This window comes from Actinoallomurus soli (assembly GCF_024055715.1).
Classification (GTDB): domain Bacteria; phylum Actinomycetota; class Actinomycetes; order Streptosporangiales; family Streptosporangiaceae; genus Actinoallomurus; species Actinoallomurus soli.
Genome location: NZ_JAMXMV010000012.1, coordinates 32,012 through 55,141 on the forward strand (window position 1 = coordinate 32,012; position 23,130 = coordinate 55,141).

The following is a 23,130-nucleotide window of genomic DNA, read 5'->3' on the forward strand; positions in this document are numbered from 1 at the left end:
GCTCGCGACCCGCTACCGGCTTCCCGGCCGGTCGACGAGCTTCACGACAGGGCGGAGCCGTGAGCTCACCAGGGCTCCGGCCGGCGGAACGCGGTAGTTCGCCGGATCACCGGCCCACGCGTCCCAGGCCCTGCGCTTGGCCGCGGACAGTCCCGCCGGCGGTTGCGGGCGCTTCATCTGGACGCCGTCGCTCAGCGTCCGCCCGCCCAGGTACCGATAGGTCCGCGGATCGAAGAGGATCTCCTCCGTGTGAGGCAGGGAGAGCCCGACCGCGGGCTCCCCGACGGCGTCCGGGGCCCTGTCGACGCGGACGCCGGGCAGTGTGGCCAGCGCCCGGTACAGAGCGGACTGCACCTTCGGGGGCGCTCCCAGCGGGGAGTCCCACAGCAGTTCGGCGGCGCCCGCGAACGCCCGCTCGTCGGCCGAGGCGGCGCCGTCCGGGGCCAGGTCCGGCTGATCGCGCAGCGCGGCCAGCATCTTCCGGGGCTCGGTCGGCAGCCCGGCGAGCCGGCGCCACGCGCCCAACGGCGTGGAGAGCGGCGGTTCGGAGGTCGTCGGGCCGCTGACGACGATCCGTCCCCCGATCCGGCTCGCGTCCTGCCGACCGTCGAGCCGTTGCCAGCCCTCGCCGCGATAGACCGGGTCCTTCCGCTTGGGGTCGTAGCCGGCGAACCGGTAGTAGACCCACTGGCCCGGCCGGGGGGTCAGCGCCGGCTCTCGCTCCGCGCTGCGCGCGGCCTGGGAGAGCACCTCCTGCGCGGCGCTCAGGCGGATCGACGGCCGCGCGGCCGGGTCGCCCGATCCGCCGCTCCCCACGGTCACCACGGCGACGGTGGCCGCCGCCGCGCCCAGGGCGACGCCGGCGGCCCAGAACGGCGCGGCCCGCCGCGTACGGCGGCGCGTCCCGCGGGCGACCCGTTCGCGGCCGGCGGCGATCACCGACGGCTCGGGCCGGGGCTCGGCGAACATCTGCTTCACGATCTCGATCTCCTCCATCAGTTCTCCTTCGCGGGGTTCACATCGCCGAGGACCCGGCGCAGTTCTCGCCTGGCCCGGTTGAGGCGGGAGCCGACGGTCCCGGTGGGGATGCCGAGGGCCTCGGCGACCTCCTGGTAGCCGAGTCCGCCCAACGCGGTCAGGAACAGCACGTCCCGGTCGGCCGGGGACAGTTCCCTGATGGCGTTCACCAGTCGCGGCCCGGCCCGCTGGGCCGCCACCCGGGCGGTGACACGGTCCTCATGGCCGTCGGTCGCCTGCTCGGCGTTCATCCGGGCCAGCGCCTTCAGCCGGCGGCCCTCACTCCGTCGATGCCGAGACACGATCTTGGTCGCGATCCCGAACAGCCAGGGCTTGAGGGAACCGCGGGCCGGGTCGAACGACGACCTCTTGCGGAACGCGACCAGGAACACCTCGGCGGTCAGGTCGTCGGCGTGCTCCCGCCCCAGGCGCCCGGCGATGTACCGGTGGACGTCCTCGGCGTACCGGTCGTACAGGACGGTGAACCACTCGGGGTCGTCCCGATCGAGAGCAACGGTCTGCTGTTTCACCAGGCATCGGCTTCCTTCGAAGAGTGCGGTCATCTGGTACTCGCCCGCTGCCGTGATCTTCTTCATCAGGGGGCGGCGGACCCCTCCGACCTGCGCGCTTCATCTCCCGGCTCCCCGGGAATAGATCGGCCTTTACCTGGAGACAGGGCGCGTATGGATAGCCTTCCAACCATGACCGGAACGCCGTCGCGCGTCTTCATCGCGCGCCTGGCGGGAATCGCGGTGTTCGACCCCGCCGGGGACCAGATCGGCCGGGCGCGGGACGTCGTCGTCGCGCTCCGCCCGCCGCCACGGCCACCGCGCGTGCTCGGCCTCGTGGTGGAGGTTCCGCCGCATCGTCTCGTCTTCCTGCCGATCACGCGGGTGACCAACATCGACGCCGGCGCGGTGATCTTCGACGGCCGCATCAACATGCGCCGCTTCGAGAAACGCGAGTCCGAGACCCTGGCGATCGGCGAGCTGCTCGACCGGACCGTCGAGCTCACGGAGACCGGCGAGAAGGCGATCGTCCTGGACCTGGGCATGGAGCAGACCCGGACCCGGGACTGGCTGATCATGAAGGTGGCCGTGCGCCGCGTCGACCAGCCGGCCGGCCGGGGCCCGCGGCTGGGCCTGCGGCGACGGCGCGGTGAGACGTTCGTCACCGACTGGGACCAGGTCAGCGGCCTGACGATGATCGAGGAGAAGCAGGGCGCCGCGAACCTCATCGCCGCGTTCGAGCAGATGCGCGCCCCCGACCTGGCGAACGTCGTGCACGAGCTGTCCGCGAAGCGGCGCGCCGAGGTCGCCGCCGCGCTCGACGACCGCCGGCTCGCCGACGTCCTGGAGGAGCTGCCCGAGGACGACCAGGTGGAGATCCTCGGCGAGCTGGGCGTGGACCGGGCCGCCGACGTGCTGGAGGAGATGGGCCCCGACGACGCGGCCGACCTGCTCGGCGAGCTGCCGGCGGAGCAGCGCGAGCAGCTGCTCGCGCTGATGCAGCCGGAGGAGGCCGCCCCGGTACGCCGGCTGCTGACCTACGCCGACAACAGCGCGGGCGGCATGATGACCACCGACCCGGTGATCGTCTCCCCCGACGCGACCGTCGCGGAGGCCCTCGCCCTGATCCGCAACGCCGACCTCAACCCGGCGCTGGCCGCGCAGGTGTACGTCTGCCGCCCGCCGACCGCCACGCCCACGGGCCGCTACCTCGGCACCGTCCACTTCCAGCGGCTGCTCCGCGAGCCTCCGCCGACGCTGGTCAGCGCCATCTGCGACACCGAGCTGGACCCCCTGCGGCCGTCGCGCTCGCTGGAGGCGGTCGCGAGCTACCTGGCGACGTACAACCTCGTCTCCGTCCCGATCGTCGACGAGGGCGGGCACCTGCTCGGCACGGTCACCGTCGACGACGTCCTCGACCACCTGCTGCCCGACGACTGGCGGGAGAGCGTCATGGACCCGCCGGTGGAGGAGGCCGACGAAGAGGAGGAGTCCCTGCGCCGCGCCGGCGGAGACGAACGGGCCCTGCGCGGCGCGGAGGCATCGGGTGACGGGAGGCGGCCATGAGCACCGCCCTCGGCCGGAGCCGTGACGAGCAGCGGTTCGGGCGGCTCGACCAGCCACGGGAGTACCGGCGTACGATCTCGCCGCGGCTGTACTACGACCCGGAGGCGTTCGGCCAGTTCTCCGAGCGGATCGCGCGGTTCCTCGGAACGGCGCGGTTCCTCGTCTACATGACGGCGTTCATCACGGTCTGGCTCGGCTGGAACACCTTCGCCCCGGCGTTCCTGCGCTGGGACCCGTACCCGTTCATCTTCCTGACCCTGATCCTGTCGCTGCAGGCGTCGTACGCCGCGCCGCTGATCCTGCTCGCCCAGAACCGGCAGGACGACCGCGACCGCGTGCAGTACGAGCAGGACCGCGCCCGCAACGAGCGGAGCGTCTCCGACACCGAGTACCTCACCCGGGAGATCGCGAGCCTGCGCATGGCGATGAACGAGGTCGCCACCCGCGACTGGATCCGCGACGAGCTGGCGCACCTGCTCAAGGAGCTCGACGGGCGCCGCCCCGAGCCGGACTGGCGCGACCACCGGTCGTCCGGTCCCGGCGAGCTGGGTTCGCCCGCCGACTGACCGGTAAATAACATGGGGGGCATGGCCTCCCCCACGATCGAGCAGGTGACCGCGGCGCTCGCGACGGTGAACGACCCGGAGATCCGCCGTCCCATCACCGAGCTCGACATGATCAAGGGCGTCGACGTGGCCGCCGACGGCTCCGTGACGGTCGGCGTGTACCTCACGGTCGCCGGCTGCCCGCTCCGCGACACGATCACGCGCGACGTCACCGCCGCCGTCTCCAAGATCCCCGGCGTCACCGGCGTACGGGTCGACCTCGACGTCATGAGCGAGGAACAGCGTTCGGCCCTCCAGACGAAGCTGCGCGGTGGGCAGGCTCCGAAGGAGATCCCCTTCGCCAAGCCCAACTCCCTGACCCGCGTGTACGCCGTGGCGAGCGGCAAGGGCGGTGTCGGCAAGTCCTCCGTGACGGTGAACCTCGCGGCCGCCATGGCCGCGCAGGGCCGCAAGGTGGGCGTCGTCGACGCCGACATCTACGGGCACTCCGTGCCCCGCATGCTCGGGGTGACCGGCCGGCCCACCCAGGTCGAGCAGATGATCATGCCGCCGAACTCCCATGGCGTGAAGGTCATCTCGATCGGCATGTTCACCGAGGGCAACGCGCCGGTCGTCTGGCGCGGCCCGATGCTGCACCGCGCGCTGCAGCAGTTCCTCGCCGACGTCTACTGGGGCGACCTGGACGTCCTGTTGATGGACCTGCCGCCCGGTACCGGTGACATCGCCATCTCGGTGGCCCAGCTGCTGCCCTCGGCGGAGATCCTCGTCGTGACGACGCCGCAGCAGGCCGCCGCCGAGGTCGCCGAGCGCGCGGGCGCGATCTCCGCGCAGACCCACCAGACCGTCGCGGGCGTGATCGAGAACATGTCCTACCTGCCCTGCCCGCACTGCGGCGAGGCGGTCGACGTGTTCGGCTCCGGCGGCGGGCAGACCGTCGCCGACGCGCTGACCCGGACGCTCGGCACGTCCGTGCCGCTGCTCGGGCAGGTCCCGATCGACGTGCGCCTGCGGGAGGGCGGCGACGCCGGCGTGCCGATCGTGCTCGACGACCCGGACGCCCCGGCGGCCAAGGAGCTGCGCGCCATCGCCGACCGGCTCTCGGGGCGGGCGAAGAGCCTGCGCGGCCGGCAGCTTGGGCTGAGCCCGAACCGCGCGTGACCGATTCTTAGTCCGCGTCTTCGCTTGACCGGCCGTACGAGCGTGGTTTCGTGTGCCCATGGCACTTCGTTCCGCTCGTGCGGCCGTTCTGGCCTTAGCGGTCGCGGCCGCCGGGTGCTCGACCGGCGGCGGGCGCGGGCCGGTCGCCGCGCCGCCCGCCGTGACACGGTCGGGTCCGGCGGCCGGTGACGGCACGGCCTCCGCCACCCCGACGCCGGGCTCGTCCGACGAGCTGCGGCCGACGCGGCCGAGCGCCACCCCGTCGGCCCGCGCGTACGGCCGGTGGGGCCGCCCCGTCCTGTACGACGACTTCGGCGGCGACCGGCTGGACCCGCGCAAGTGGCAGGTCTACGACGCGCCGGACGCCCCCTCGCACCCCGGCTCGCCCGCCGGTGTCCACGTCGCGAACGGGCGCCTGCGGCTCGTCGGCGGGCTGTACGACGGGCGGGACGAGTCCGCGGGGGTCGTCTCACGCCTGGCCCAGACGTACGGCCGCTGGGAGGCCCGCATCCGGGCCGACCGCGGCAGCGGGTACTCCGCGACCGCCTTCCTGTGGCCGACGCGGCTCGGGGCGCCGGAGTGGGCGGAGATCGACTTCGCCGAGATCATCGACGGCACCCGGCGTACGGGCGGGCTGTTCATCCACCACGGCGCGGACGACCGGCAGCTGAGCAGGATCGCCCACGTCGACTTCACGCGCTGGCACACCGTGGCCGTGGACTGGCTGCCCGCGAAGCTGACGTTCCGGGTGGACGGTGAGGTCGTCTGGAGCTACGCGGGGCCGTACGTCCCGAAGCGGGCGGACATGCACCTGAACCTGCGCAACGAGACGGCGGACGGATTCCACCGGATGGCGAGCACGCCGCAGCGGGTGACCATGGAGGTCGACTGGGTCCGGGTCTTCCGCGCGCCGGGAGTCACCCGCTGACGTCGCGGAGCGGCCGGTGACGGCCGGGCCTGGCCGGTGACGGCCCGGGCAGGTGGCGCCTGGGAGCGGTGGCCGCCGTCGGTCAGGTGGCCTCGGGGTCGTACGGCGGGCGCTCGCCGTACGGCAGGAACGGCTCGTCGCGCACCGGCTCCCGTACGTCGAGGTCGTCGAGGTCGTCCAGCAGGTGCTTGGTCACGAACCGGCGAGGGTTCAGATCGGCGAGGTCGAAGTCGGCGAACTCCGGGCCCAGCCCCTCCTGAAGGTCCTGCTTGGCGCTGTTGGCCATCGTGCGCAACTGCCGCAGGGCCCGCCCCGCCTGGGCCGCGACCTTGGGCAACTGGTCCGGTCCGAAGATGATGATGGCCAGGACCACGAGGACCGCGCCCTCACCGAACCCTACGCCGAACACGAGTCCTCCATACGGTGGCCACGACTCTGACCGGAGCCGCCGACCCCAGCTTAACCGGGCCGGGAACCGGCGTCTCCCCTGGTTCCCGGCCGATGATCCCCGGTTGTCAGTTCCCGGCGGCGAGGGTCAGCTGAACGGTCCTGCTCTGCCCGCCACGGGTGAAGACGACCGGCACCGTGTCGCCGGGCGACTTGCTGCGGATGGCGACGATCAGCTCGTCGGCGCCGCCGATCGCCTTGCCGGCGAAGGACGTGATGACGTCGCCCGCCTTCAGCCCGGCCTTCTCCGCGGGGCCGCCCGGCGTGATCGCGCCGCCCTTGCACTGCGTGGCCGAGCCGCTGGTCGAGATCCGCGCGCCGTTGCCCTGGTAGGACATGTCCATGCAGGCGCCGATGATCGGGTGGGTGACCTTGCCGCCCTTGATCAGCTGCTCGGCGACCCGCTTGACCTGATTGCTCGGGATCGCGAAGCCCAGGCCGATGCTGCCGCTCTGCTGCTTGTCGCCGCCGAGGGTCTGGCCGCCGAGCGTGGCGATCGCGGAGTTGACCCCGATCACGCGGCCCTGCGAGTCGACCAGCGGGCCGCCGGAGTTGCCGGGGTTGATGGCCGCGTCGGTCTGCACGGCGCTGATGTAGGCGGACTCGCCGCTCTCGCCGCTCGTGGTGACCGGGCGGTTCAGCGCGCTGACGATGCCGGTGGTGACCGTCCCGGCCAGGCCGAGCGGCGAGCCGATCGCGATCACCGGGTCGCCGACGGCGATCCCGTCGGAGTCGCCGAGGAGGAGCGCCGGACGGCCGTCGAGCGTGGCCGGCTTGATCACGGCGATGTCGGAGTTGGGGTCGCGGCCGACGATGCTCGCCGAGGTGGTCTTTCCGTCGTTGTACACCACCTGCATCGTGCCGCCCTGGGCGGCCGGCGCGACCACGTGGTTGTTGGTGACGATGTACCCGCCGTTGACGATGAAGCCGGTGCCCGCGCCGCCCTCGGTGGCGTTCGCCACCTTGATCATCACGACGCTGGGCACGACGCGCCTGGCGATCCCGGCGACGGACCCCGGAGCGCGGTTCTTGGCGCCGGTGGACGACCCGCCGCCCAGGTCGACGGCCTTGGGACCGCTGTCACGGGTGGCGACCACGCCGATGCCCGCACCCAGGGCGCCGGCGATGAGCGCGACCGCCACCGCGACCGCGACGAACACCCCCATGACCGGCCCGGAGCGTTCGTTCGGCCGGACCGGGGGCACGGGCGCCCAGTTCGGCGTGGTCCCGCCGGGTCCGCCGGGCGGCGTGCCCCAGGCGTACGGGACGGAGGACGGCGGCGGCTGGTCGTGCGGCGTGAAGATCGGCCGGGGCGCGCCCTGCTCACCCGGACGGCCGCCGTACCCGTAGGCCGGGGCCCCCTGGCCGTACGCCTGACGACCCTCCTCGGCACCCGGGGAGCCGTTCTGACCGGTGTATCCCGGACCGCCCTGCTCGAAGCCCGCGGAGCCCCCCTGGCCCGCGAATCCGGGAGGGCTCGGCTCGTAGCCCGCAGAGCCGTTCTGACCGGTGTATCCCGGACCACCCTGCTCGAAGCCCGCCGAGCCGCCCTGACCGGCGTATCCCGGACCACCCTGGCCGAAGCCCGGACGGCCGTTCTGCTCGGGCGGCGTCGTCGGCCCGCCCTGACCGGAGCCTCCGGCCGGGCCGTACGGACGGCCGTCCTCGCCGTACGCCGAGGACGCTCCCGGATCCGGCGGCGCCATGCCCTCATAGCGGGGCGGACCGGACACCAGCAGCTGGTCGGTCAGGCTCAGGGTGCCGTCCTCGTCCCCGGTGTTCGGACCGCGCACACGGCCGTCGTCCGGCGCAGATCCCCCGGGCGCGCGGCTGTCATCCGTCATCACCAAGCTCCTCGCGTACCGCGCATGGACTTTGCTTCAACGCTCCACACTGCCGGGCAGGGCATGTGGCGAGCATAAGCGACCCGTGCCACTGAACCATTCGGGCCATCGCGTTACCCCGCCCGTGGTCACATTCACCTGAACGCCATACAAAACGCGATCTTCACGGATCAGTCAAACGGGTTGGCCCACGATGTCAGCCGGTCCAGCCCCCGGCCGATGCGGCCCCAGAATCCCGTGTCGCCGTGCGGCAGCGCGGCCACGGCCTGGTCGACGACGGGCGGTGGCGCGTCCGCCAGGATCGTGTAGACGTAACCGCGGCTGGCCCACACGGCGCGCTGCTGGACGGTGTCGCGGAGGTAGACGGTCCGGCCGCCGCGCGTGGTCTTGTGCCAGCTCTGCACGCTGCTCGGGTCGAGCACGCCACGCTGGACGAACACCGAGACGACCGAGAGCCCGTCGGAGTAGCTGAGGTGCACGACCGGGCCGCCCAGGTCCTGCTGCCGCGCGTCGTACAGGCTGAGGTGTCCCGGCAGGGCGGACTGCACCGGCCAGCCGCGGTAGCGCAGCGCGCCGAGGTCGGCGCCGGCCAGCTGGTGCGTCCAGGGCGCCTCGACCGTCTGCGGCGCGGAGGCCGCCACGAACATCGTCTTCGGCACCGACGGCCGCATCTCGGTGAAGAAGGTGAGGTTCACCGCGCGGCCCTGCTGGTCGAGCAGCTCGCGGCGGAGCATGAGGCCGGTGGCGCGGTCGATGTAGAAGCGGCCGGCGGGGGTCCCGTCGGCGCGGCGCGCCTCGATGATCGTGGTGGGCCGGCCGCAGACCTGTCCGTCGCCGGCCTGGACGACGGCGTAGTTGCGGGCGAGCAGGTCGAGCATCTTCGGCGTGTACCCGGTGAGGCCGCCCTGGGCCTGCTGCGGGTAGTCCGCCTCGAACATCTGGCCGCCCTGCTCGGCGGTGGTGCTCTGCACCCGCATCCGGGTGCCCTGCCCGGGCACGTGGGCGACGTTGACCAGCGACGTGGTCGACATGCCGCTGCGGCTCCACGACGTGATGTACTGCACGCCCTCGTACGCGGTGTCGCGCGCGGCCCCCTCGGCGCCGCGCAGCAGCCGCAGGGCCTCCGGGTCGGACCGCAGGCGTGCGCCGCTGGCGGTGTCACCGGTGGTCACGAACCACATCAGCAACAGCGCGGTGGCGAGGCCGCCCGCCAGCCACGAGTGGTGCGAGGCCCGGCCGCTCACGGGTGATCGCCGGCCGTGACCTCGGGCCGTGGGTCGGTCAGCGGGACGTCCCCGGAGGTCAGGGCGTGCTCGACGGCGAACTGCTCGACGGACGGCGTGACGCGGGGCAGGGAGCCCGGGTCGGAACCCGCGGCGAACGCCGCCGAGCCGACGCCGAGCACCGCCAGCGTGGCCGCGCCCGCGATGAGGTAGCGCCCACGCGGCAGCCGGCGCCGCGCGGCGGCGGCGCGGCGGGGACGGTTGTCGGACGGCCGGGTACGGGCCGGGACGTCGCCGGGTCGCGCGACGGCCGGGGGACGGGCCTGACCGGGCAGCCGGGGAACGGGTGGCGGAAGGGGGTCCCCCGGCTCGCCCATGGCCTCCAGACGGCGCAGGAGGCCCTCGGATGGCATCGTGTCGTTCAGCGCCCGCAGGCGCTTCTTGAGGCAGCGCAACGCCTCCGCCTCGGCGCGGCACTCCGCGCAGGCGGCGAGGTGGCGATGGGCCTTCTCGCGTTCGTGGTGGCCGAGCTCGCCGTCGACCAGCGCGGTGAGCCGCTCCCCCAGATGGCCGCTCATGGGGCCTCCTTCGTCGGAGGAGGGACCAGACGCGCTGTGCTTGCGATTCGCTCGCTCCGCTCGCTCATGAGGCCTCCTCCGTCGGAGGAGGGACCAGACGCGCTGTGCTCGCGATTCGCTCGCTCCGCTCGCTCATGAGGCCTCCTCCGTCGGAGGAGGGACCCGACGCGCTGTGCTCGCGATTCGCTCGCTCCGCTCGCTCATGAGGCCTCCTCGGCGGGCGGCTCCGTGCCGGTGGAGGCGGCGGCGCGGCGCGGGCCGCGGTGCTCCAGCGCCGCGCGCAACTGGGCGCGGCCACGGTGGATCCGGCTGCGGACGGTGCCGATCTTCACGCCGAGGGTCGCGGCGATCTCCTCGTACGACAGGCCCTCGATGTCGCACAGCACGACGGCGGCGCGGTAGTCGGGCGCGAGCGCGTCGAGGGCCGCCTGGACGTCGGCGTCGAGCTTCTTGTCGAAGTAGGCCTGGGCGGGGCTGGGCTCGGGTCCGTGCAGGCGCTCGGCGGCGTCCTCGGACAACCCCTCGAACCGGATGCGCTGACGACGCCGCGCCTGATCCAGGAAGAGGTTCGTGGTGATCCGGTGCAGCCAGCCCTCGAACGTGCCGGGCTGGTAGTTGGCCAGGGAACGGAAGACCCGGACGAAGACCTCCTGGGTGAGGTCCTCGGCGTCGTGGGGGTTGCCGGTGAGCCGGAAGGCCAGTCGGTAGACGCGCGCGGAGTGCTCCCGCACGATCTCGTCCCACGTCGGAGGAGTCCAGGCGATGCCGGGGTCGTGCACCGACACTCCCCTTTCACGTACGAGTTCTGCCACCGACATACTGCCCCGTTTCTTCCTCTCCGCCTAGCGGTAGCCACGCCCTCTGAAGAACGTGACGGTACGCGGCGGAGTTCCCCCTCCGTACTAGTGTTTGCCCTGCAGGCTCATGCGTCCCAAGGAGGAAGTCATCGACGCGGTGAAGGCCACCCTGGCCTACGTGGAGCAATACCTCCCGGAGGACGAGCCGCTGCGCGAGGCCCGGCAGCGCGGCATCGACGTCGGGGCCACCCCCATCGGCGCGGCGGGCGGCGCGGCCCTGCGGTTCCTCGCCGCCGCCATCAGCGCCCGCACGGTCGTGGAGATCGGCTCCGGCTGTGGCGTGTCCGGCATCTGGCTGCTGCGCGGGATGCGTCCCGACGGAGTGCTCACGAGCGTGGACGTCGAGCCGGAGAACCAGCGGCTGGCCCGCGAGGCGTACGCCGCCGCAGGCTTCCCGACCTCTCGTGCCCGCATGATCGCCGGCCGCGCCCTGGACGTGCTGCCGCGGCTGACCGACGGCGCGTACGACATGGTGTTCTGCGACGCGGTGAAGCAGGAGTACCCCGACTATCTCGGCGAGGCGCTGCGGCTGCTGCGGCCCGGCGGCGTCGTCGCGTTCGACAACGCCCTGTGGAATGACCGCGTCGCCGACGCGGCCGACCGGGACCCCGACACGGTGGCGATCCGCAGCCTCGGCCGCATGGTCCGCGAGGACGACCGTCTCGTTCCGCTGCTGCTGCCGATCGGGGACGGGCTCCTCACCGCGGTCAAGTGCCGGTGATCCTCTCGACGTAATGATCGCCGTACGGGCGCGGACCTCGCGGCAGGACCTGACCTCGGCCGCCGGGACGCTCGTCCTCCTCCTGGTGTCCGTGGCGTTCGCCGTCAGCGGCGCGCTGAGCCTGCCGGCCGTGGGCGGTGTCGTGGCCCTCGTCGTCGGCGTGCCGGGGATCGCGCTGTTCGGCGCCCGCCTCGTCGCCACGGCAGGGCGGGCGGTGAGCGGGCGGCCGGTGCTGGAGGTCGGCGAGCACGGGGTGTGCGTGCCGGCGGCGTGGCCGTGGTCGCGCGCCCGGGATCGCCGGCTGTCCTGGCCGGAGGTGGCCTCCGTGGTGGTGTGGAACGAGACGCTCCCGCGCGGGCGGATGCGCTCGTTCCCGCGCGTCGCCTTCCTTCCCGTCGGGGAGCGCGCGGCGGAGGCAGGGGCCGAGCCGGGCGTGGAGCTGCTGGCGCTGCGCCTGGAGGACGTGCCCGGAACCGCGACGCTGCACTGGTCGGCGGCGCTGCCGCCGCGCGCGACGGTCTCGCTGGAGACGGTCCTGGAGGAGGTGCGCCGGCTCGGCGGCGTACGGATCGTGGACGCCCGGTCGCGCTGAAATTCCGGCAGTATTTTTCCTGTTTTGCCATTGATTAAGGTGCTTTAGCTAACAAGCACCGACATACAGCCCCTGCGCCCGACGTAGGCAGCTCACCCCTTTGCGGGGTTCCTGCGTGGATAGAGCACGACAACATGCTTTCTGCTGCCCTTTCGGCAAACCCCCCGACAGTAAGGCCGAAGATGGACATCAGAAGAACGTTGCATTCTGCGGCTATTTTCCCGACGCCGTCATTCCAGGTTTCCGGGAGAGCCGCGGAGGCCCGCGCATGACCCTCGACGCCCACGCTCCGGCGTCGGGCGCGTACGACGTCGCCATCGTCGGCCTCGGCTACGTGGGCCTGCCGACCGCGCTGGCCTTCCACGCCGCCGGCGCCCGGGTGCTGGGCATCGACGCGAGTCCCGAACGCCTCGCCCGGATCCGGGAGCGCCGCGTCGACCTGCTGGCCTCCGACCACGCCCGTCTGGCGACGGCGCTGGGCGACGAGGCCTTCTCGCTGGTCGCCGACCCCTCGTACGCGTCGTGGGCCCGCGCCGTGGTGATCTGCGTGCCGACCCCGGTCACCGCGCACCTGACCCCGGACCTGTCCGCCCTGGACCGGGCCTGCGCGTCCGCGGTCCTGCACGCGGTGCCGGGCCAGGTCGTCATCCTCACCTCGACCAGCTACGTCGGCTGCACGGAGGACCTGCTCGCCGGACCGTTACGGCGCCGCGGGCTGCAGGCGGGCCGGGACGTCTTCGTCGCGTTCAGCCCCGAGCGCATCGACCCCGGCAACGACCGGTACGCCCATGAGGTCGTCCCCCGGGTCGTCGGCGGGGCCACCCCGCAGTGCACGGCCGAGGCGGTCAAGGTCCTCGCCCACTGCACCGGCAACCTGCACGAGGTGTCCTCCGCGGGCGCCGCCGAGATGACCAAGCTCTTCGAGAACACGTTCCGGGCCGTCAACATCGCCCTGGCCAACGAGGTCGCGGAGATCAGCCGGACCCTCGGCCTGGACGTCATGGAGGTCATCAACGCGGCGGCGACCAAGCCGTACGGCTTCATGCCCTTCTTCCCGGGTCCGGGGGCCGGCGGGCACTGCATCCCCTGCGACCCCCATTACCTGCTCTGGCAGCTGCGCAAGACGCGGCTCCCGACCCCCGTCGTCAGCCAGGCCATGGCCGCGATCGCGGAGCGTCCCCGGCGGGTCGTCGACCGCGTCCGCGAGGTCCTGTCCGAGGCCGGGGTCGGCCTGGCCGGCGCGCGGATCCTGCTGCTGGGCGTGAGCTACAAGCCGGACGTGGAGGACGTCCGCGAGTCCCCCGCCCTGGAGATCATCGAGGGCCTGCTCGCCGCGGGCGCCGAGGTCGCCTACCACGACCCCCTCGTCCCGGAGATCCGGCTGCCGGAGGGCCGCGTGCTCGGCAGCGTCGACCCGCCCGGCGGCGAGGCCGACCTCGTCGTCGCGCACACCACGCACCGGGCCCTGGACCTGTCCTGGCTGCCCGAGGACCAGCTCGTCCTGGACGCGACCTACCGCCTCACCGGCGCCGGCCGCCGCGTCCCCCTCTGACACCCGACCCCCCGCCGCGTCGAAGGGCGCAGGCGGCGCCGAGCCCGAGCACGGCGCCGTCCCCGCCCCGTCATGCCCACCGAACACGAGGAGAGTCTTCGTGAGCACGCCACCCCTTCCGGGGGACCGAGCCCGGCCCGGGCGGCTCGCGTCCTTCGGGGCGTTCGCCGGCGTCACGGTCATCTGCCTGGTCATCGCCTGGCACGTCGGGATCAAGGTCGCGTTCCTGCGCGGCGACCCGTTCACCCCGGCGTACACCATCGCGGTCAGCGGCTATGTGCTGAGCCGGTTCCTGCTGGCCGCGTTCTACCGGCCGCCGCGGGACGCGGGGATCACGCCCACGGTCGCGATCGTCGTTCCCGCCTTCAACGAGGGCGAGGCGGTGGTCCGCACGATCGACTCCTGCATGGCGCTGGACTACCCGCGCGACCGGCTGGAACTGGTCGTCGTCAACGACGGGTCCAGCGACGACACGTGGGAGCACATGCTGCGGGCGGCCGCCGCCCATCCTCCCGGGTCGGTGCGGTGCGTCGACCTGGGGAGCAACCAGGGCAAGCGCGCGGCGATGGCGGCCGGGATCCGCGCGACGAAGGCGGAGATCCTCGTCTTCGTCGACTCCGACTCCATGCCCGCGCCGAACGCGGTCCGCCGGCTCGTCCAGGGCTTCGCCGACCCGAAGGTCGGCGCGATCTCCGGCCTCACCTACGCGCGCAACGCCGAGACGAACACGCTCACGCGCATGCAGGCGGCGCGGTACTACGTCTCGTTCCAGCTCCTCAAGAGCGCCGAGTCGGTCCTGGGCGCGGTCACCTGCTGCTCCGGCTGCTTCGCCGCCTACCGCCGCGCGGCCGTCGAGCCGCTGCTGGACGCCTGGGAGCACCAGCGGTTCCTCGGCGTCGAGTGCACGTACGGCGACGACCGGGCGCTGACCAACCGGGTCATCAAGGCCGGCTGGATCACGCGGTACGACGCGCGGGCCGAGGCGTGGACCGACGTCCCGGACGCCTACCGGAAGTTCTTCCGCCAGCAGCTGCGCTGGAAGAAGTCGTGGAGCCGGGAGGGACCGCTCCTGCTGTCGCACGTCTGGCGGAGCCGCACCCGCGCGCTGCCGTCGGTCGCCGTGCAGACGTGCGCCGGGCTGCTCAGCCCGATCGTCATCTTCCTCACGGTCGTCCGCGCCGTCGTGGAGGGGCACTCGCCGCTGATCTATTTCCTCGGGCTGTATCTCGTCTCGATGGCGTACGCGTTCGTCTACCGGCTGTTGCGCAAAGACGGCCTGTGGCTCTACGCCTTCCTCGGAACGTTCTTCTACATCACCTTCTCGCCGCAGTTGTTGTGGGCGATCGCCCGAATTCGCGACGGGAAATGGGGCACCCGCTCGGTCGACCGGCGGCGGCCCCCCGCGTACCGGATCACGCCGTCTCCGCAGGCGGTGCAGGATGGCTGAGCCGACCCGGATGGGGCGGGTGAGCGCGGTCGCCAACGGCACGCTGTTCATCGGCGCCCTGGCCCTCGTGCTCGTCGTGTGGGTCGCGGTGAGCCGTCCGTTCGACCCGCCGCGGCAGACGCCGCCGCCGGTCCACCTCGACGCGGCGACCGCGCGGGCCGCCGCCGGCCTGCCCGGTTACCCCGGGTCGGTGGTCGTGCTGACGTACCACGCGGTGTCCGACGCCGACCACGCGGGCAGCACGCTGACCCGGCGGCTGTTCGGCGAGCACCTGGCGGCGCTGGCCGCCGCGGGCTACCGCACGGTCCGGCTCGCCGACGTCGAACGGCTGATCGCGCACCAGCCCGTACGGCTGCCGCCGAAGGCGCTGCTGCTGACGTTCGACGACGGCACGCTCACCGACTGGACGACGGTCGACCCGGTGCTCGCGCGCTACCACTTCACGGCGACGGCCTTCCTCACGACGTCGAAGATGGTGGCCGCCGGAACGCCGTCGTACTACCTGTCGACCCGGCAGCTGCGGGCGCTGCGCGCGACCGGCCGCTGGGAGTTCGGCTCGCACTCGGACGCGATGCACGACCAGGTGCCGGTACCGGGCGACCTGGCCCCGGCACTCGTCAACCGGATCCTCGTCCACGGCGAGCAGGAGTCGCCGGCGGCGTGGCGGTCCCGCGTACGCGCCGACCTGGCGAAGAGCCAGAGGTTCTTCCGGCACGTCTTCGGACGGCCCGCGAGCGCGTTCTCCTATCCGTTCGGCGACACCGGCAGCATGGGCAACGCCCCGGCGCTGGCGCGGGAGCTGCCCGGCCTGCTGCGCGACGCCGGGTTCGGCGTCGCCTTCACCGGCGAGAACGTCCCGACCGAGCACGTCAACGCCGTCAGCGCGCAGTCGCCCCGCTGGACGCTGGACCGCATCGGCGTCCGGGCCACGACGTCGGTCTCGGACCTGCTGGAGATGGTCCGCGGGGCGGTTCCGGTCGCGCCGCCGCACGACCTGGCCGCCCTGCCGTGGCTCGGTGACCTGGCCGACTGCGCCCACCGGCCCGGCCTCCTCTCCGTGCGCAGCGACGGCTACGGCACCTGCCTGCTCGGCGAGGTCAACACCAGCCAGTGGGTGAACTACACGGTCCGCACCCGCGTGACCGGCGTGAACCGCCACGCCGCCGCCGTGATCGCCGTACGGGACGGCGCGGGCGCGGGCCACCGCGGCCGGGTCGAGGTCGTCGTCGGGGAGGGCTCGCTCGTCGTCCGCGAGCAGATCGGCGACGACGCACGGGTCGTGCTCGCCAGAACCGCGCTCCCGGCGAGCCGGGCCGCCGGGCGGACCGTGCTGATCCGGGTCCACCGGAACACCGCGGACGTCACCGTCGACGGGCGCCGGCTGCGGGCGGCCTTCGACCCCCGCCTCCACGAAGGCGGGATCAAGTTCGGCATCGCCGCGGACGGCGGCCGCCGCACCGTCGTCTACCACCGTCCGACCCTGACCCCGGACACCCAGCGGAACCGTTGAGAGAAGGACCGATGCACCACACACCTGCCCCGGCGGCGGCGCGGCTCGCGGCGCTGTTCGCCCTGCTGTGCGCGGCGCTGGCCGTGCCCGGCGTGAGCGGCGGCACCGCCCACGCCGCGATCGGCACCGTCGTCACCCTCGGCTTCGACGACGGCGTCAAGGACCAGTTCACCAACGCCCGCCCGCTCCTGCAGTCCCACCACCTGCACGGGACGTTCTACATCAACAGCGGGCAGACGAACCTCACCAACTACATGACGCAGGCCGACATCGCGGCCCTCGCCTCGGACGGGGACGAGATCGCCGGCCACACCGTCGACCACGCCGACCTGACGACCCTGTCCTCCGACGACGCCAAGCGGGAGGTCTGCAACGACCGGGTGACCCTGCTCGGCTGGGGCTTCGCGGTCAAGAACTTCGCCTACCCGTACGGCTCGGAGAACGCCGCCACCGAGCAGATCGTGCGCGACTGCGGCTACAACAGCGCCCGCGCCGTCGGCGGCGTCGTGTCGCCCGGCTCCTGCGACGGCTGCGGCTACTCCGAGAGCATCCCGCCGGCCGACGCGTACAACATGCAGACGCCCGACTCGATCAAGTCCGACACGAGCCTCGCGACGCTGAAGAGCCTGGTCACCAACGCCGAACGCCACGGCGGAGGCTGGGTGCAGCTGGTGTTCCACCACGTCTGCGACGGGTGCACGGACACCTACTCGGTCAGCCCCAGCACGCTCTCGGACTTCCTCGACTGGCTCACCCCGCGCGCCCTGATCGGCACGACGGTCAAGACGGTCGACCAGGTGATCGGCGGCGCGCAGCAGCCGCCCGTGAACGGCCCGCCGCTGAACCCGCCGACCCACGGCAACCTCGTCCAGAACCCCTCGCTGGAGTCAGCCTCGAACGGGCTGCCGTCCTGCTTCCAGTACGGCGGGTACGGCACGAACACCTACACCTGGACCCGGTCCACCGACGCGCACACCGGCTCGTACTCCCAGCAGCTCGACGTGACCGCGCTGACCAGCGGGGACCGCAAGCTCGTTTCCAAACAGGACGCGAACACCTGCGCGCCCGTCGCGACTCCGGGCCACGTCTACAACGCGTCGGTCTGGTACAAGGGCAGCTGGGCGTCCGACGTGCAGGTCAAGCTGACGCTGTACTACCGGACCAGCGCCGGCACCTGGGCGTACTGGACGAGCGGCCCCGCGCTGCCCGCGACGAGCACCTGGACGCAGACCCCCGCCTTCACGAGCCCGGCCGCTCCCGCCGACGCCACCGGCCTGTCCGTCGGCCTCTCCCTCGCGGGCGTCGGCACGATCTACACCGACGACTATGACATCACGGACCCGGCCAACCCATGACGACCAGAGGGAGAGTCCTCGCGGAGCTCGGGCTCGGAGTCGGGCTGCTGGGCCTCGCCGCCGGCCTCGCGGTCGACGTGCTGTCCCCGGCGAGCAAGGCCGACACCGAGAAGGCCCGTACGGTCGTGACCAACGCGATGCTGCAGGCCGCGCGGACGGACAACCGCTGCACGCGCGGCCGGGTGGCGCTGACCTTCGACGACGGCCCGGACATCTACACGCCGCAGATCCTGAAGGTCCTGCGCGCGTACGGGGTGCGGGCGACCTTCTTCGCCATGGGCCAGAAGGCGGCCGCACGGCCCGCCCTGATCAGGGCGGAGGTGGCGGACGGTCACCTGGTCGAGAACCACAGCTGGAACCACCCGCACATGGCCGACCTCGACCAGGCGCAGATCGACTGGCAGCTCAACGCGACCCAGCGGGCCATCACGGCGGCGGGCGCACCCGCGCCGACGCTGTTCCGGCCGCCGTTCGGCAACACCAACACCACCGTGGACGGGGAGGCGAAGCTGGCCGGGATGCGGGTGATCCGCTGGTCGATCGACACCGACGACTGGCGGGGCCGCGAGCCGGGCGACATCGCCGCGTCCGTCCTCGACCAGGTGGTCCCGGGCTCGGTGGTGCTCATGCACGACGGCGTCCGCCAGTCCGCCGCCACGGTGCAGGCGCTGCCCACGGTGATCCGCGGGCTGCGCGCCCGCGGGTTCTGCACCGCCCTCGCCACCGACTGACCGGGAAGGACACGTCGATGCATCGGCACAACGGGCGTACGGGCGACGCCCTCCGCAGGGCGGACGAATCCCGCACGGACGACGGTCCCCGCACGGATGACGGACCCCGCACGGCGGTCTCGGGCGGGGCCCGGCGGCGGACCGGCGTCCGGACCGCGGTGGTCCTCACCGTGGTCGCGGTGCTCGCCGCGGGCGGCTGGGCGGTACGCGCCCGGCCGCGCCCGGCGATGTTCGCGCCGCGGCTGTCCGGGCCGGACCGCCTCGTCACCAATGAGTTCGCGCACTGGAACCCCCAGACGCCGGGCACCCGCGTCTCCCGGGACTGGGACGTCAGCAGCGGGTCGCTGTTCATCCACCGGGGCGTCGCCTGGTCGGGCACGCCGGACGCGTCCGTCCCGGACGCGGGATCGACCCGGGGCACGGGGTCGAGCGTGTTCCGGATGACCACGCGCCGCCGGGACTTCGAGGACGTGGCGGTGTCCCTCCGGCTGCGGAACCTGGGCCTGACGGCCACCGGGCGGGCGGCGGCGTCGGAGATCGACGGTGTGCACGTCTTCCTGCGCTGGCAGAGCCCGGAGAAGCTCTACGTCGTCTCGCTGAACCGCCGGGACGACCTCATCGTGGTCAAGAAGAAACTGCCCGGCGGCGACGCCAACGGCGGCACGTACTACACACTGGGCCAGGCCCGCTACGCCGTCCCGTACGGCCGCTGGCAGGCGTTCCGGGTCCGGATCACGACGTCCGGCGGGGGCCTGGTGACGATCACGGTCGCGCGGGACGGCCGCGAGGTGCTGTCGGCGACCGACGACGGCAGTGAGGGGGCGGCGATCCTGGACCCCGGCGCGGTCGGGCTGCGCGGGGACAACTGCGATTTCGAGTTCACCGCCTTCCGCGTCACCCGGATCTGACGCCGCTCCGTGGGCGTGCCCTCCAGGCGCTTTCGACGGAGCGGTCAGTCCCCGGCGTCCGGCCCGCTGAGCCAGCGCAGCAGCAGGCGGACGCCGAACCCTGTCCCGCCGCGGGTGACCTCGGCGTCGTCGGACCCGGCGCGGGCCGGCCCGGCGATGTCGAGGTGCGCCCACGCGCGCCGGCCGATGAACTCCCGCAGGAACAGCGCCGCGACGATCGAGCCCGCGCGGAAGCCGCCGCGCCCGGCGTTCGCGAGGTCGGCGACGTCGGAGTCGAGGGCCTGGCGGTAGTCGTCGGTCAGCGGCATCCGCCACAGCGGCTCGCCGCTGCCGGCTCCGGCGCCGAGCAGCGCCGCGGCGAGGGCGTCCTCGGTCGCGTACAGCGCGCCGAGCCGCTGGCCGAGCGCGACCTTCGCCGCCCCGGTGAGCGTCGCGAGGTCCACCAGCACGTCGGGGTCGAGCTCGGCGTCGGCGTAGGCGAGGGCGTCGGCCAGGACCAGGCGTCCCTCCGCGTCGGTGTTGAGCACCTCCGAGGTGATGCCGCCGTAGTGCCGGATGACGTCGCCGGGACGCATCGCGGAGCCGGACGGGAGGTTCTCGGCCGCCGCGATCAGCCCGGTGACCCGGACCGGCACGCGCAGCGCCCGCAGCGCGGTCATCGCGCCGATGACCGCGGCGCCGCCCGCCATGTCGGTCTTCATGGTCTGCATGCTCCCGTTCGGCTTCAGCGACAGGCCGCCGGAGTCGAAGGTGATGCCCTTGCCGACGAGCACGACGTGCCGGGCGGCCGGGCCGGTCTCCGGCTCGTACGCCAGCTCGATCAGGCGCGGCGGGCGGGCCGACCCGGAGCCGACGGCGACGATCCCGCCGAAGCCCCCGGCGCGCAGCTCCTCCTCGTCGCGGACCCGTACGGTCAGCCCGGACTCGGCGGCGAGCCGCTCGGCCTGCTCGGCCAGCCACCGCGGGGTCTTCTCCAGCGCCGGGGTGTTCACCAGGTCGCGGGCGGCCGCCACGGCGCGGGCGACGACGACGCCGCGTTCGATGGCGGTGTCGGCCACGCGCCCGGCCTCGACGAGCAGGGTGATCGTCTCGGCGGCCGGTCGCGTCGGCGAGCCGCCGAGGCGGAAGTCGTAGGAGGCCAGCAGCAGGCCCTCGGCGAACGCCGCGAGCGCCTCGTCGCCGGCGCCGGACGGCACGGCGACGGCGATGCCCGCGCGGCCCCGTCCGCGTCGCGCGACGGCCGCGCCCGCCCGGCGCAGCGCCGCCGGGGAGCCGTCCCCGACGCCGTACAGCAGCAGGTCGGTGATGCCGTCACCCAGCCGGCACGGGGCGCCGACGAGCTCTCCGGGGCCGCCCTTCACCTCCTCGTGGGCGAGCAGGTCGGTCGCGCCCAGGGGGAAGACGCCGGCCACCTCGTCGGCGTAGAGGGGGTCGAGCTCGGGACCGGACCGTACGGGCAGCGCGACGACCTCGGCGGTCGTGGCGATGTCCCGGATCGTGCCGTGGACGGTGCGCAGCTGGGTGGAAACCGGCAAGACCTCTCCTTCGGGACGGTCCCGTACGAGCCTCAGGGGGACTGGACGGCCCCGTACGGACAGCGAGGCCCCGGCGGACGAACGCCGGGGCCCTCGCGGAAACCTCAATGAGCGGGGTGACGTCGGGTCAGCCCACGACGCCCTTCAGCGCGTCCCCGAGCTCGCCTGCCTCCTCCGCCGACAGTTCGACAACGAGCCGCCCGCCGCCTTCGAGCGGGACACGCATGACGATTCCGCGCCCCTCCTTGGTAACTTCGAGCGGACCATCGCCTGTCCGCGGCTTCATCGCCGCCATGCGTGAATCCCCTTCCTGCCTAGGGCCGCGCGGGGCCGCCGGGCTTCTTTGGCCGCTGACCCGTCTGCCGCATCAAGTCAACTGGTGGTGGTCCATTATCCCGTTTTCCGGGCGCTAAGTGGTAACGATCAGCTTCGAGATCATGCTGAGACCTGGCGACCGGCCGTCCCGGCGGTGGCCGGCACCCTCGGTTCCGGGGCTCGTGACGCCGTCCCCACTTCATTTTCTCGCACCGGCGGCGGCGCGGCTCTTGCCCCCGGCCTCCGGCTTCACCGAAGGTTGCCGTGGAGGATCGGACGGACCGAACCAGGGCAAAGGAGCCTGAACGTGTCGGAGAGCGTGCGGTACGACCTCGCGGACGGGGTCGCGACGATCAGCCTGAACCGCCCGGACGCGATGAACTCGCTGACCGCGGAGACCAAGAGCGCGTTGCGCGCGGCGGTGGAACGGGCCCGCGACGACTCCGCCGTACGCGCGGTGATCCTGACCGGTAGCGGCCGCGCCTTCAGCGCCGGGCAGGACCTGCGGGAGCACGCCGCCAACCTGGACGCGGGCCGCGGCCTCGACGGCACGATCGCGGACCACTACAACCCCATCGTCCTCGCCCTCGCCGGCATGCCCAAGCCGGTGATCGCCGCGGTCAACGGCGTCGCGGCGGGCGCCGGGTTCTCCTTCGCGCTGGCCTGCGACCTGCGGATCGCGTCGGAGAAGGCGTCGTTCGCGACGGCGTTCACGAGGATCGGGCTGGCCCCCGACAGCGGCCTGTCGTGGACGCTGCAGCGCCTCGTCGGCCGGGCGAAGGCCGCCGAGCTCCTGTTGCTCGCCGAGCCGCTCCGCGCGCCGGAGGCGCTCGAACTCGGCCTCGTCAACCGCGTCGTGCCCGCCGACCGGCTCGACGCGGAGGCGCGCGAGCTCGCGCGGCGGCTCGCCGCCGGGCCCACGGTCGCGTACGGCGCGGTGAAGGCCGCCCTCGACCATGCGGCCACGGCCGATCTGGCCGGCGCGCTGGCCAAGGAGGCGGAGCTGCAGGACGCCTGCGCCGCGACCGCCGACCACACGGCCGCCACCAAGGCCTTCCTGAAGAAGGAGGAGCCCGTCTTCGAAGGGCGCTGAGCCGCCCGCGGCCCCCGGCGGCCCCGGCCGTCCGCGGCCTCCGGCGGCGCTCCCGGATGATCAGGGGGAACGCCGGAGTGCCGGGCGCCCGGTCCGCCGGGCGACCCCCTAGCCTCGGCACCGTGACCGAACGCGAATGGCTGTCCACCGAGGACTGGTACGCCTCCCTGCCGAGCGTCTATCTCGCGGCCGGCGGACTGATCACCGACACCTCCGGACGGATCCTGCTCGTCAAGCCGAGCTACCGCCCCTACTGGCTGTTCCCCGGCGGCATCGTCGAGGCCGGCGAGGCTCCGCACCTCGGCTGCGAACGCGAGGTCGCGGAGGAGGTCGGGCTGTCCCTGACCGCGGGACGCCTGCTGGTGTGCGACTGGGTACCGGCCGACGACGAGCGCCCGCGCGCGAACGTGTACTTCCTGTTCGACTGCGGCACGTACTACGCGGACGCGCCGATCCGGCTGCAGGAGGAAGAGCTCGTGGACCACGCGTTCGTGACGGTCGAGGAGGGCGTCGGCATGCTCTCCTCCGCCTCGGCCGCCCGCCTTCCGGCCGCCCTCCGGGCCCGTGCGACCGGCACGACGCAGTACCTCGCCGCGTCCAGGCCCATCGATGCGGACCTCACGCGATGACGCCGGCGAATGGGCGGGGTATGGACCTGACAGTCTCCTTTACATAGCC

23 protein-coding genes are annotated in these 23,130 nt (G+C 73.1%); 14 read left to right on the plus strand and 9 right to left on the minus strand.

Annotated elements, in window-relative coordinates:
- Window positions 1–12 precede the first annotated feature (12 nt).
- On the minus strand, window positions 13–996 hold the full coding sequence (locus NDW01_RS26675) for a CU044_5270 family protein (RefSeq protein ID WP_252825134.1): 984 nt from the start codon (window positions 994–996) through the stop codon (window positions 13–15).
- A complete protein-coding gene (locus tag NDW01_RS26680) occupies window positions 996–1,613 on the minus strand; it encodes an RNA polymerase sigma factor (protein WP_252825136.1) in 618 nt (205 codons plus the stop codon). The genes NDW01_RS26675 and NDW01_RS26680 overlap by 1 nt, the downstream gene beginning before the upstream one ends.
- Window positions 1,614–1,718: 105 nt before the next feature.
- Between NDW01_RS26680 and NDW01_RS26685 the strand changes: the two genes are divergently transcribed.
- Genes NDW01_RS26685 through NDW01_RS26700 form a run of 4 tightly spaced genes read left to right on the plus strand, consistent with a single transcriptional unit; the run spans window position 1,719 to window position 5,744 of the window.
- Entirely contained in the window at window positions 1,719–3,092 is a 1,374-nt protein-coding gene (locus NDW01_RS26685) for a magnesium transporter MgtE N-terminal domain-containing protein (RefSeq protein ID WP_252825156.1), read from the plus strand.
- Complete coding sequence (locus tag NDW01_RS26690) at window positions 3,089–3,658, plus strand: DUF1003 domain-containing protein (RefSeq protein ID WP_252825159.1); 570 nt, start codon at window positions 3,089–3,091, stop codon at window positions 3,656–3,658. Before NDW01_RS26685 ends, NDW01_RS26690 begins: the two co-directional genes overlap by 4 nt.
- Before the next feature lie 12 nt (window positions 3,659–3,670).
- Complete coding sequence (locus NDW01_RS26695; RefSeq protein WP_252825162.1) at window positions 3,671–4,816, plus strand: Mrp/NBP35 family ATP-binding protein; 1,146 nt, start codon at window positions 3,671–3,673, stop codon at window positions 4,814–4,816.
- A gap of 58 nt (window positions 4,817–4,874) precedes the next feature.
- Window positions 4,875–5,744 (plus strand): glycoside hydrolase family 16 protein, encoded by an 870-nt coding sequence (locus NDW01_RS26700; protein WP_252825165.1) that lies wholly within the window; start codon window positions 4,875–4,877, stop codon window positions 5,742–5,744.
- A gap of 82 nt (window positions 5,745–5,826) precedes the next feature.
- Here NDW01_RS26700 and NDW01_RS26705 read toward each other — a convergent pair whose 3' ends face one another.
- The 5 genes from NDW01_RS26705 to sigE form a co-directional block, all read right to left on the minus strand.
- Complete coding sequence (locus NDW01_RS26705) at window positions 5,827–6,153, minus strand: sec-independent translocase (RefSeq protein ID WP_252777496.1); 327 nt, start codon at window positions 6,151–6,153, stop codon at window positions 5,827–5,829.
- Between the two features lie 106 nt (window positions 6,154–6,259).
- Window positions 6,260–8,035, minus strand: a complete 1,776-nt coding sequence (locus tag NDW01_RS26710; protein ID WP_252825168.1) for a trypsin-like peptidase domain-containing protein — start codon at window positions 8,033–8,035, stop codon at window positions 6,260–6,262.
- A 170-nt stretch (window positions 8,036–8,205) separates the two neighbouring features.
- Window positions 8,206–9,279, minus strand: a complete 1,074-nt coding sequence (locus NDW01_RS26715; protein WP_252777498.1) for a sigma-E factor regulatory protein RseB domain-containing protein — start codon at window positions 9,277–9,279, stop codon at window positions 8,206–8,208.
- Window positions 9,276–9,836: a zf-HC2 domain-containing protein gene (locus NDW01_RS26720; protein WP_252825171.1), complete on the minus strand. Its 561-nt coding sequence runs from the start codon at window positions 9,834–9,836 to the stop codon at window positions 9,276–9,278. Before NDW01_RS26720 ends, NDW01_RS26715 begins: the two co-directional genes overlap by 4 nt.
- Before the next feature lie 200 nt (window positions 9,837–10,036).
- Window positions 10,037–10,654 carry an RNA polymerase sigma factor SigE gene (sigE, locus tag NDW01_RS26725; protein WP_252777500.1) on the minus strand — a complete coding sequence of 206 codons (618 nt, stop codon included), beginning with the start codon at window positions 10,652–10,654 and terminating at the stop codon, window positions 10,037–10,039.
- A 106-nt stretch (window positions 10,655–10,760) separates the two neighbouring features.
- Here sigE and NDW01_RS26730 point away from each other — a divergent pair, with 106 nt between their 5' ends.
- The 8 genes from NDW01_RS26730 (at window position 10,761) to NDW01_RS26765 (ending at window position 19,509) form a co-directional block, all read left to right on the plus strand.
- The gene (locus tag NDW01_RS26730; RefSeq protein WP_252825174.1) at window positions 10,761–11,414 is read left to right on the plus strand and encodes an O-methyltransferase; all 654 of its coding nucleotides are present in this window, start codon (window positions 10,761–10,763) and stop codon (window positions 11,412–11,414) included.
- Between the two features lie 13 nt (window positions 11,415–11,427).
- Window positions 11,428–12,006 (plus strand): hypothetical protein, encoded by a 579-nt coding sequence (locus NDW01_RS26735; protein WP_252825177.1) that lies wholly within the window; start codon window positions 11,428–11,430, stop codon window positions 12,004–12,006.
- Between the two features lie 268 nt (window positions 12,007–12,274).
- Window positions 12,275–13,558, plus strand: coding sequence for a nucleotide sugar dehydrogenase (locus NDW01_RS26740; RefSeq protein WP_252825200.1), 1,284 nt, complete (start codon window positions 12,275–12,277; stop codon window positions 13,556–13,558).
- A gap of 100 nt (window positions 13,559–13,658) precedes the next feature.
- Entirely contained in the window at window positions 13,659–15,005 is a 1,347-nt protein-coding gene (locus NDW01_RS26745) for a glycosyltransferase (RefSeq protein WP_252825202.1), read from the plus strand.
- On the plus strand, window positions 14,998–16,515 hold the full coding sequence (locus NDW01_RS26750) for a polysaccharide deacetylase family protein (RefSeq protein ID WP_252825204.1): 1,518 nt from the start codon (window positions 14,998–15,000) through the stop codon (window positions 16,513–16,515). The genes NDW01_RS26745 and NDW01_RS26750 overlap by 8 nt, the downstream gene beginning before the upstream one ends.
- Window positions 16,516–16,526: 11 nt before the next feature.
- On the plus strand, window positions 16,527–17,870 hold the full coding sequence (locus tag NDW01_RS26755; protein WP_252825206.1) for a polysaccharide deacetylase family protein: 1,344 nt from the start codon (window positions 16,527–16,529) through the stop codon (window positions 17,868–17,870).
- Complete coding sequence (locus tag NDW01_RS26760) at window positions 17,867–18,601, plus strand: polysaccharide deacetylase family protein (RefSeq protein WP_252825209.1); 735 nt, start codon at window positions 17,867–17,869, stop codon at window positions 18,599–18,601. The genes NDW01_RS26755 and NDW01_RS26760 overlap by 4 nt, the downstream gene beginning before the upstream one ends.
- Before the next feature lie 17 nt (window positions 18,602–18,618).
- Window positions 18,619–19,509, plus strand: a complete 891-nt coding sequence (locus NDW01_RS26765; protein ID WP_252825212.1) for a hypothetical protein — start codon at window positions 18,619–18,621, stop codon at window positions 19,507–19,509.
- A gap of 44 nt (window positions 19,510–19,553) precedes the next feature.
- Here NDW01_RS26765 and NDW01_RS26770 read toward each other — a convergent pair whose 3' ends face one another.
- Both NDW01_RS26770 and NDW01_RS26775 read right to left on the minus strand, forming a co-directional pair.
- Complete coding sequence (locus NDW01_RS26770) at window positions 19,554–21,044, minus strand: leucyl aminopeptidase (protein ID WP_252825215.1); 1,491 nt, start codon at window positions 21,042–21,044, stop codon at window positions 19,554–19,556.
- Window positions 21,045–21,171: 127 nt separating this feature from the next.
- The gene (locus NDW01_RS26775; RefSeq protein WP_252777510.1) at window positions 21,172–21,339 is read right to left on the minus strand and encodes a DUF3117 domain-containing protein; all 168 of its coding nucleotides are present in this window, start codon (window positions 21,337–21,339) and stop codon (window positions 21,172–21,174) included.
- Between the two features lie 327 nt (window positions 21,340–21,666).
- On the opposite strand from NDW01_RS26775, the gene NDW01_RS26780 reads away from it, so the two are divergent.
- Entirely contained in the window at window positions 21,667–22,452 is a 786-nt protein-coding gene (locus tag NDW01_RS26780) for an enoyl-CoA hydratase-related protein (RefSeq protein ID WP_252825217.1), read from the plus strand.
- A 122-nt stretch (window positions 22,453–22,574) separates the two neighbouring features.
- On the plus strand, window positions 22,575–23,081 hold the full coding sequence (locus tag NDW01_RS26785) for an NUDIX domain-containing protein (RefSeq protein WP_252825220.1): 507 nt from the start codon (window positions 22,575–22,577) through the stop codon (window positions 23,079–23,081).
- The last annotated feature ends 49 nt before the right edge of the window (window positions 23,082–23,130 follow it).

Coding starts and splice junctions, on each gene's coding strand:
- NDW01_RS26755 (WP_252825206.1), top strand. CDS start 16,527: ATGCACCACACACCTGCCCCGGCGGCGGCGCGGCTCGCGGCGCTGTTC.
- NDW01_RS26735 (WP_252825177.1), top strand. CDS start 11,428: ATGATCGCCGTACGGGCGCGGACCTCGCGGCAGGACCTGACCTCGGCC.
- NDW01_RS26765 (WP_252825212.1), top strand. CDS start 18,619: ATGCATCGGCACAACGGGCGTACGGGCGACGCCCTCCGCAGGGCGGAC.
- NDW01_RS26695 (WP_252825162.1), top strand. CDS start 3,671: ATGGGGGGCATGGCCTCCCCCACGATCGAGCAGGTGACCGCGGCGCTC.
- NDW01_RS26750 (WP_252825204.1), top strand. CDS start 14,998: ATGGCTGAGCCGACCCGGATGGGGCGGGTGAGCGCGGTCGCCAACGGC.
- NDW01_RS26690 (WP_252825159.1), top strand. CDS start 3,089: ATGAGCACCGCCCTCGGCCGGAGCCGTGACGAGCAGCGGTTCGGGCGG.
- NDW01_RS26680 (WP_252825136.1), bottom strand. CDS start 1,613: ATGAAGAAGATCACGGCAGCGGGCGAGTACCAGATGACCGCACTCTTC.
- NDW01_RS26720 (WP_252825171.1), bottom strand. CDS start 9,836: ATGAGCGGCCATCTGGGGGAGCGGCTCACCGCGCTGGTCGACGGCGAG.
- NDW01_RS26740 (WP_252825200.1), top strand. CDS start 12,275: ATGACCCTCGACGCCCACGCTCCGGCGTCGGGCGCGTACGACGTCGCC.
- NDW01_RS26685 (WP_252825156.1), top strand. CDS start 1,719: ATGACCGGAACGCCGTCGCGCGTCTTCATCGCGCGCCTGGCGGGAATC.
- NDW01_RS26710 (WP_252825168.1), bottom strand. CDS start 8,035: ATGACGGATGACAGCCGCGCGCCCGGGGGATCTGCGCCGGACGACGGC.
- NDW01_RS26675 (WP_252825134.1), bottom strand. CDS start 996: ATGGAGGAGATCGAGATCGTGAAGCAGATGTTCGCCGAGCCCCGGCCC.
- NDW01_RS26700 (WP_252825165.1), top strand. CDS start 4,875: ATGGCACTTCGTTCCGCTCGTGCGGCCGTTCTGGCCTTAGCGGTCGCG.
- sigE (WP_252777500.1), bottom strand. CDS start 10,654: ATGTCGGTGGCAGAACTCGTACGTGAAAGGGGAGTGTCGGTGCACGAC.
- NDW01_RS26775 (WP_252777510.1), bottom strand. CDS start 21,339: ATGGCGGCGATGAAGCCGCGGACAGGCGATGGTCCGCTCGAAGTTACC.
- NDW01_RS26730 (WP_252825174.1), top strand. CDS start 10,761: ATGCGTCCCAAGGAGGAAGTCATCGACGCGGTGAAGGCCACCCTGGCC.
- NDW01_RS26760 (WP_252825209.1), top strand. CDS start 17,867: ATGACGACCAGAGGGAGAGTCCTCGCGGAGCTCGGGCTCGGAGTCGGG.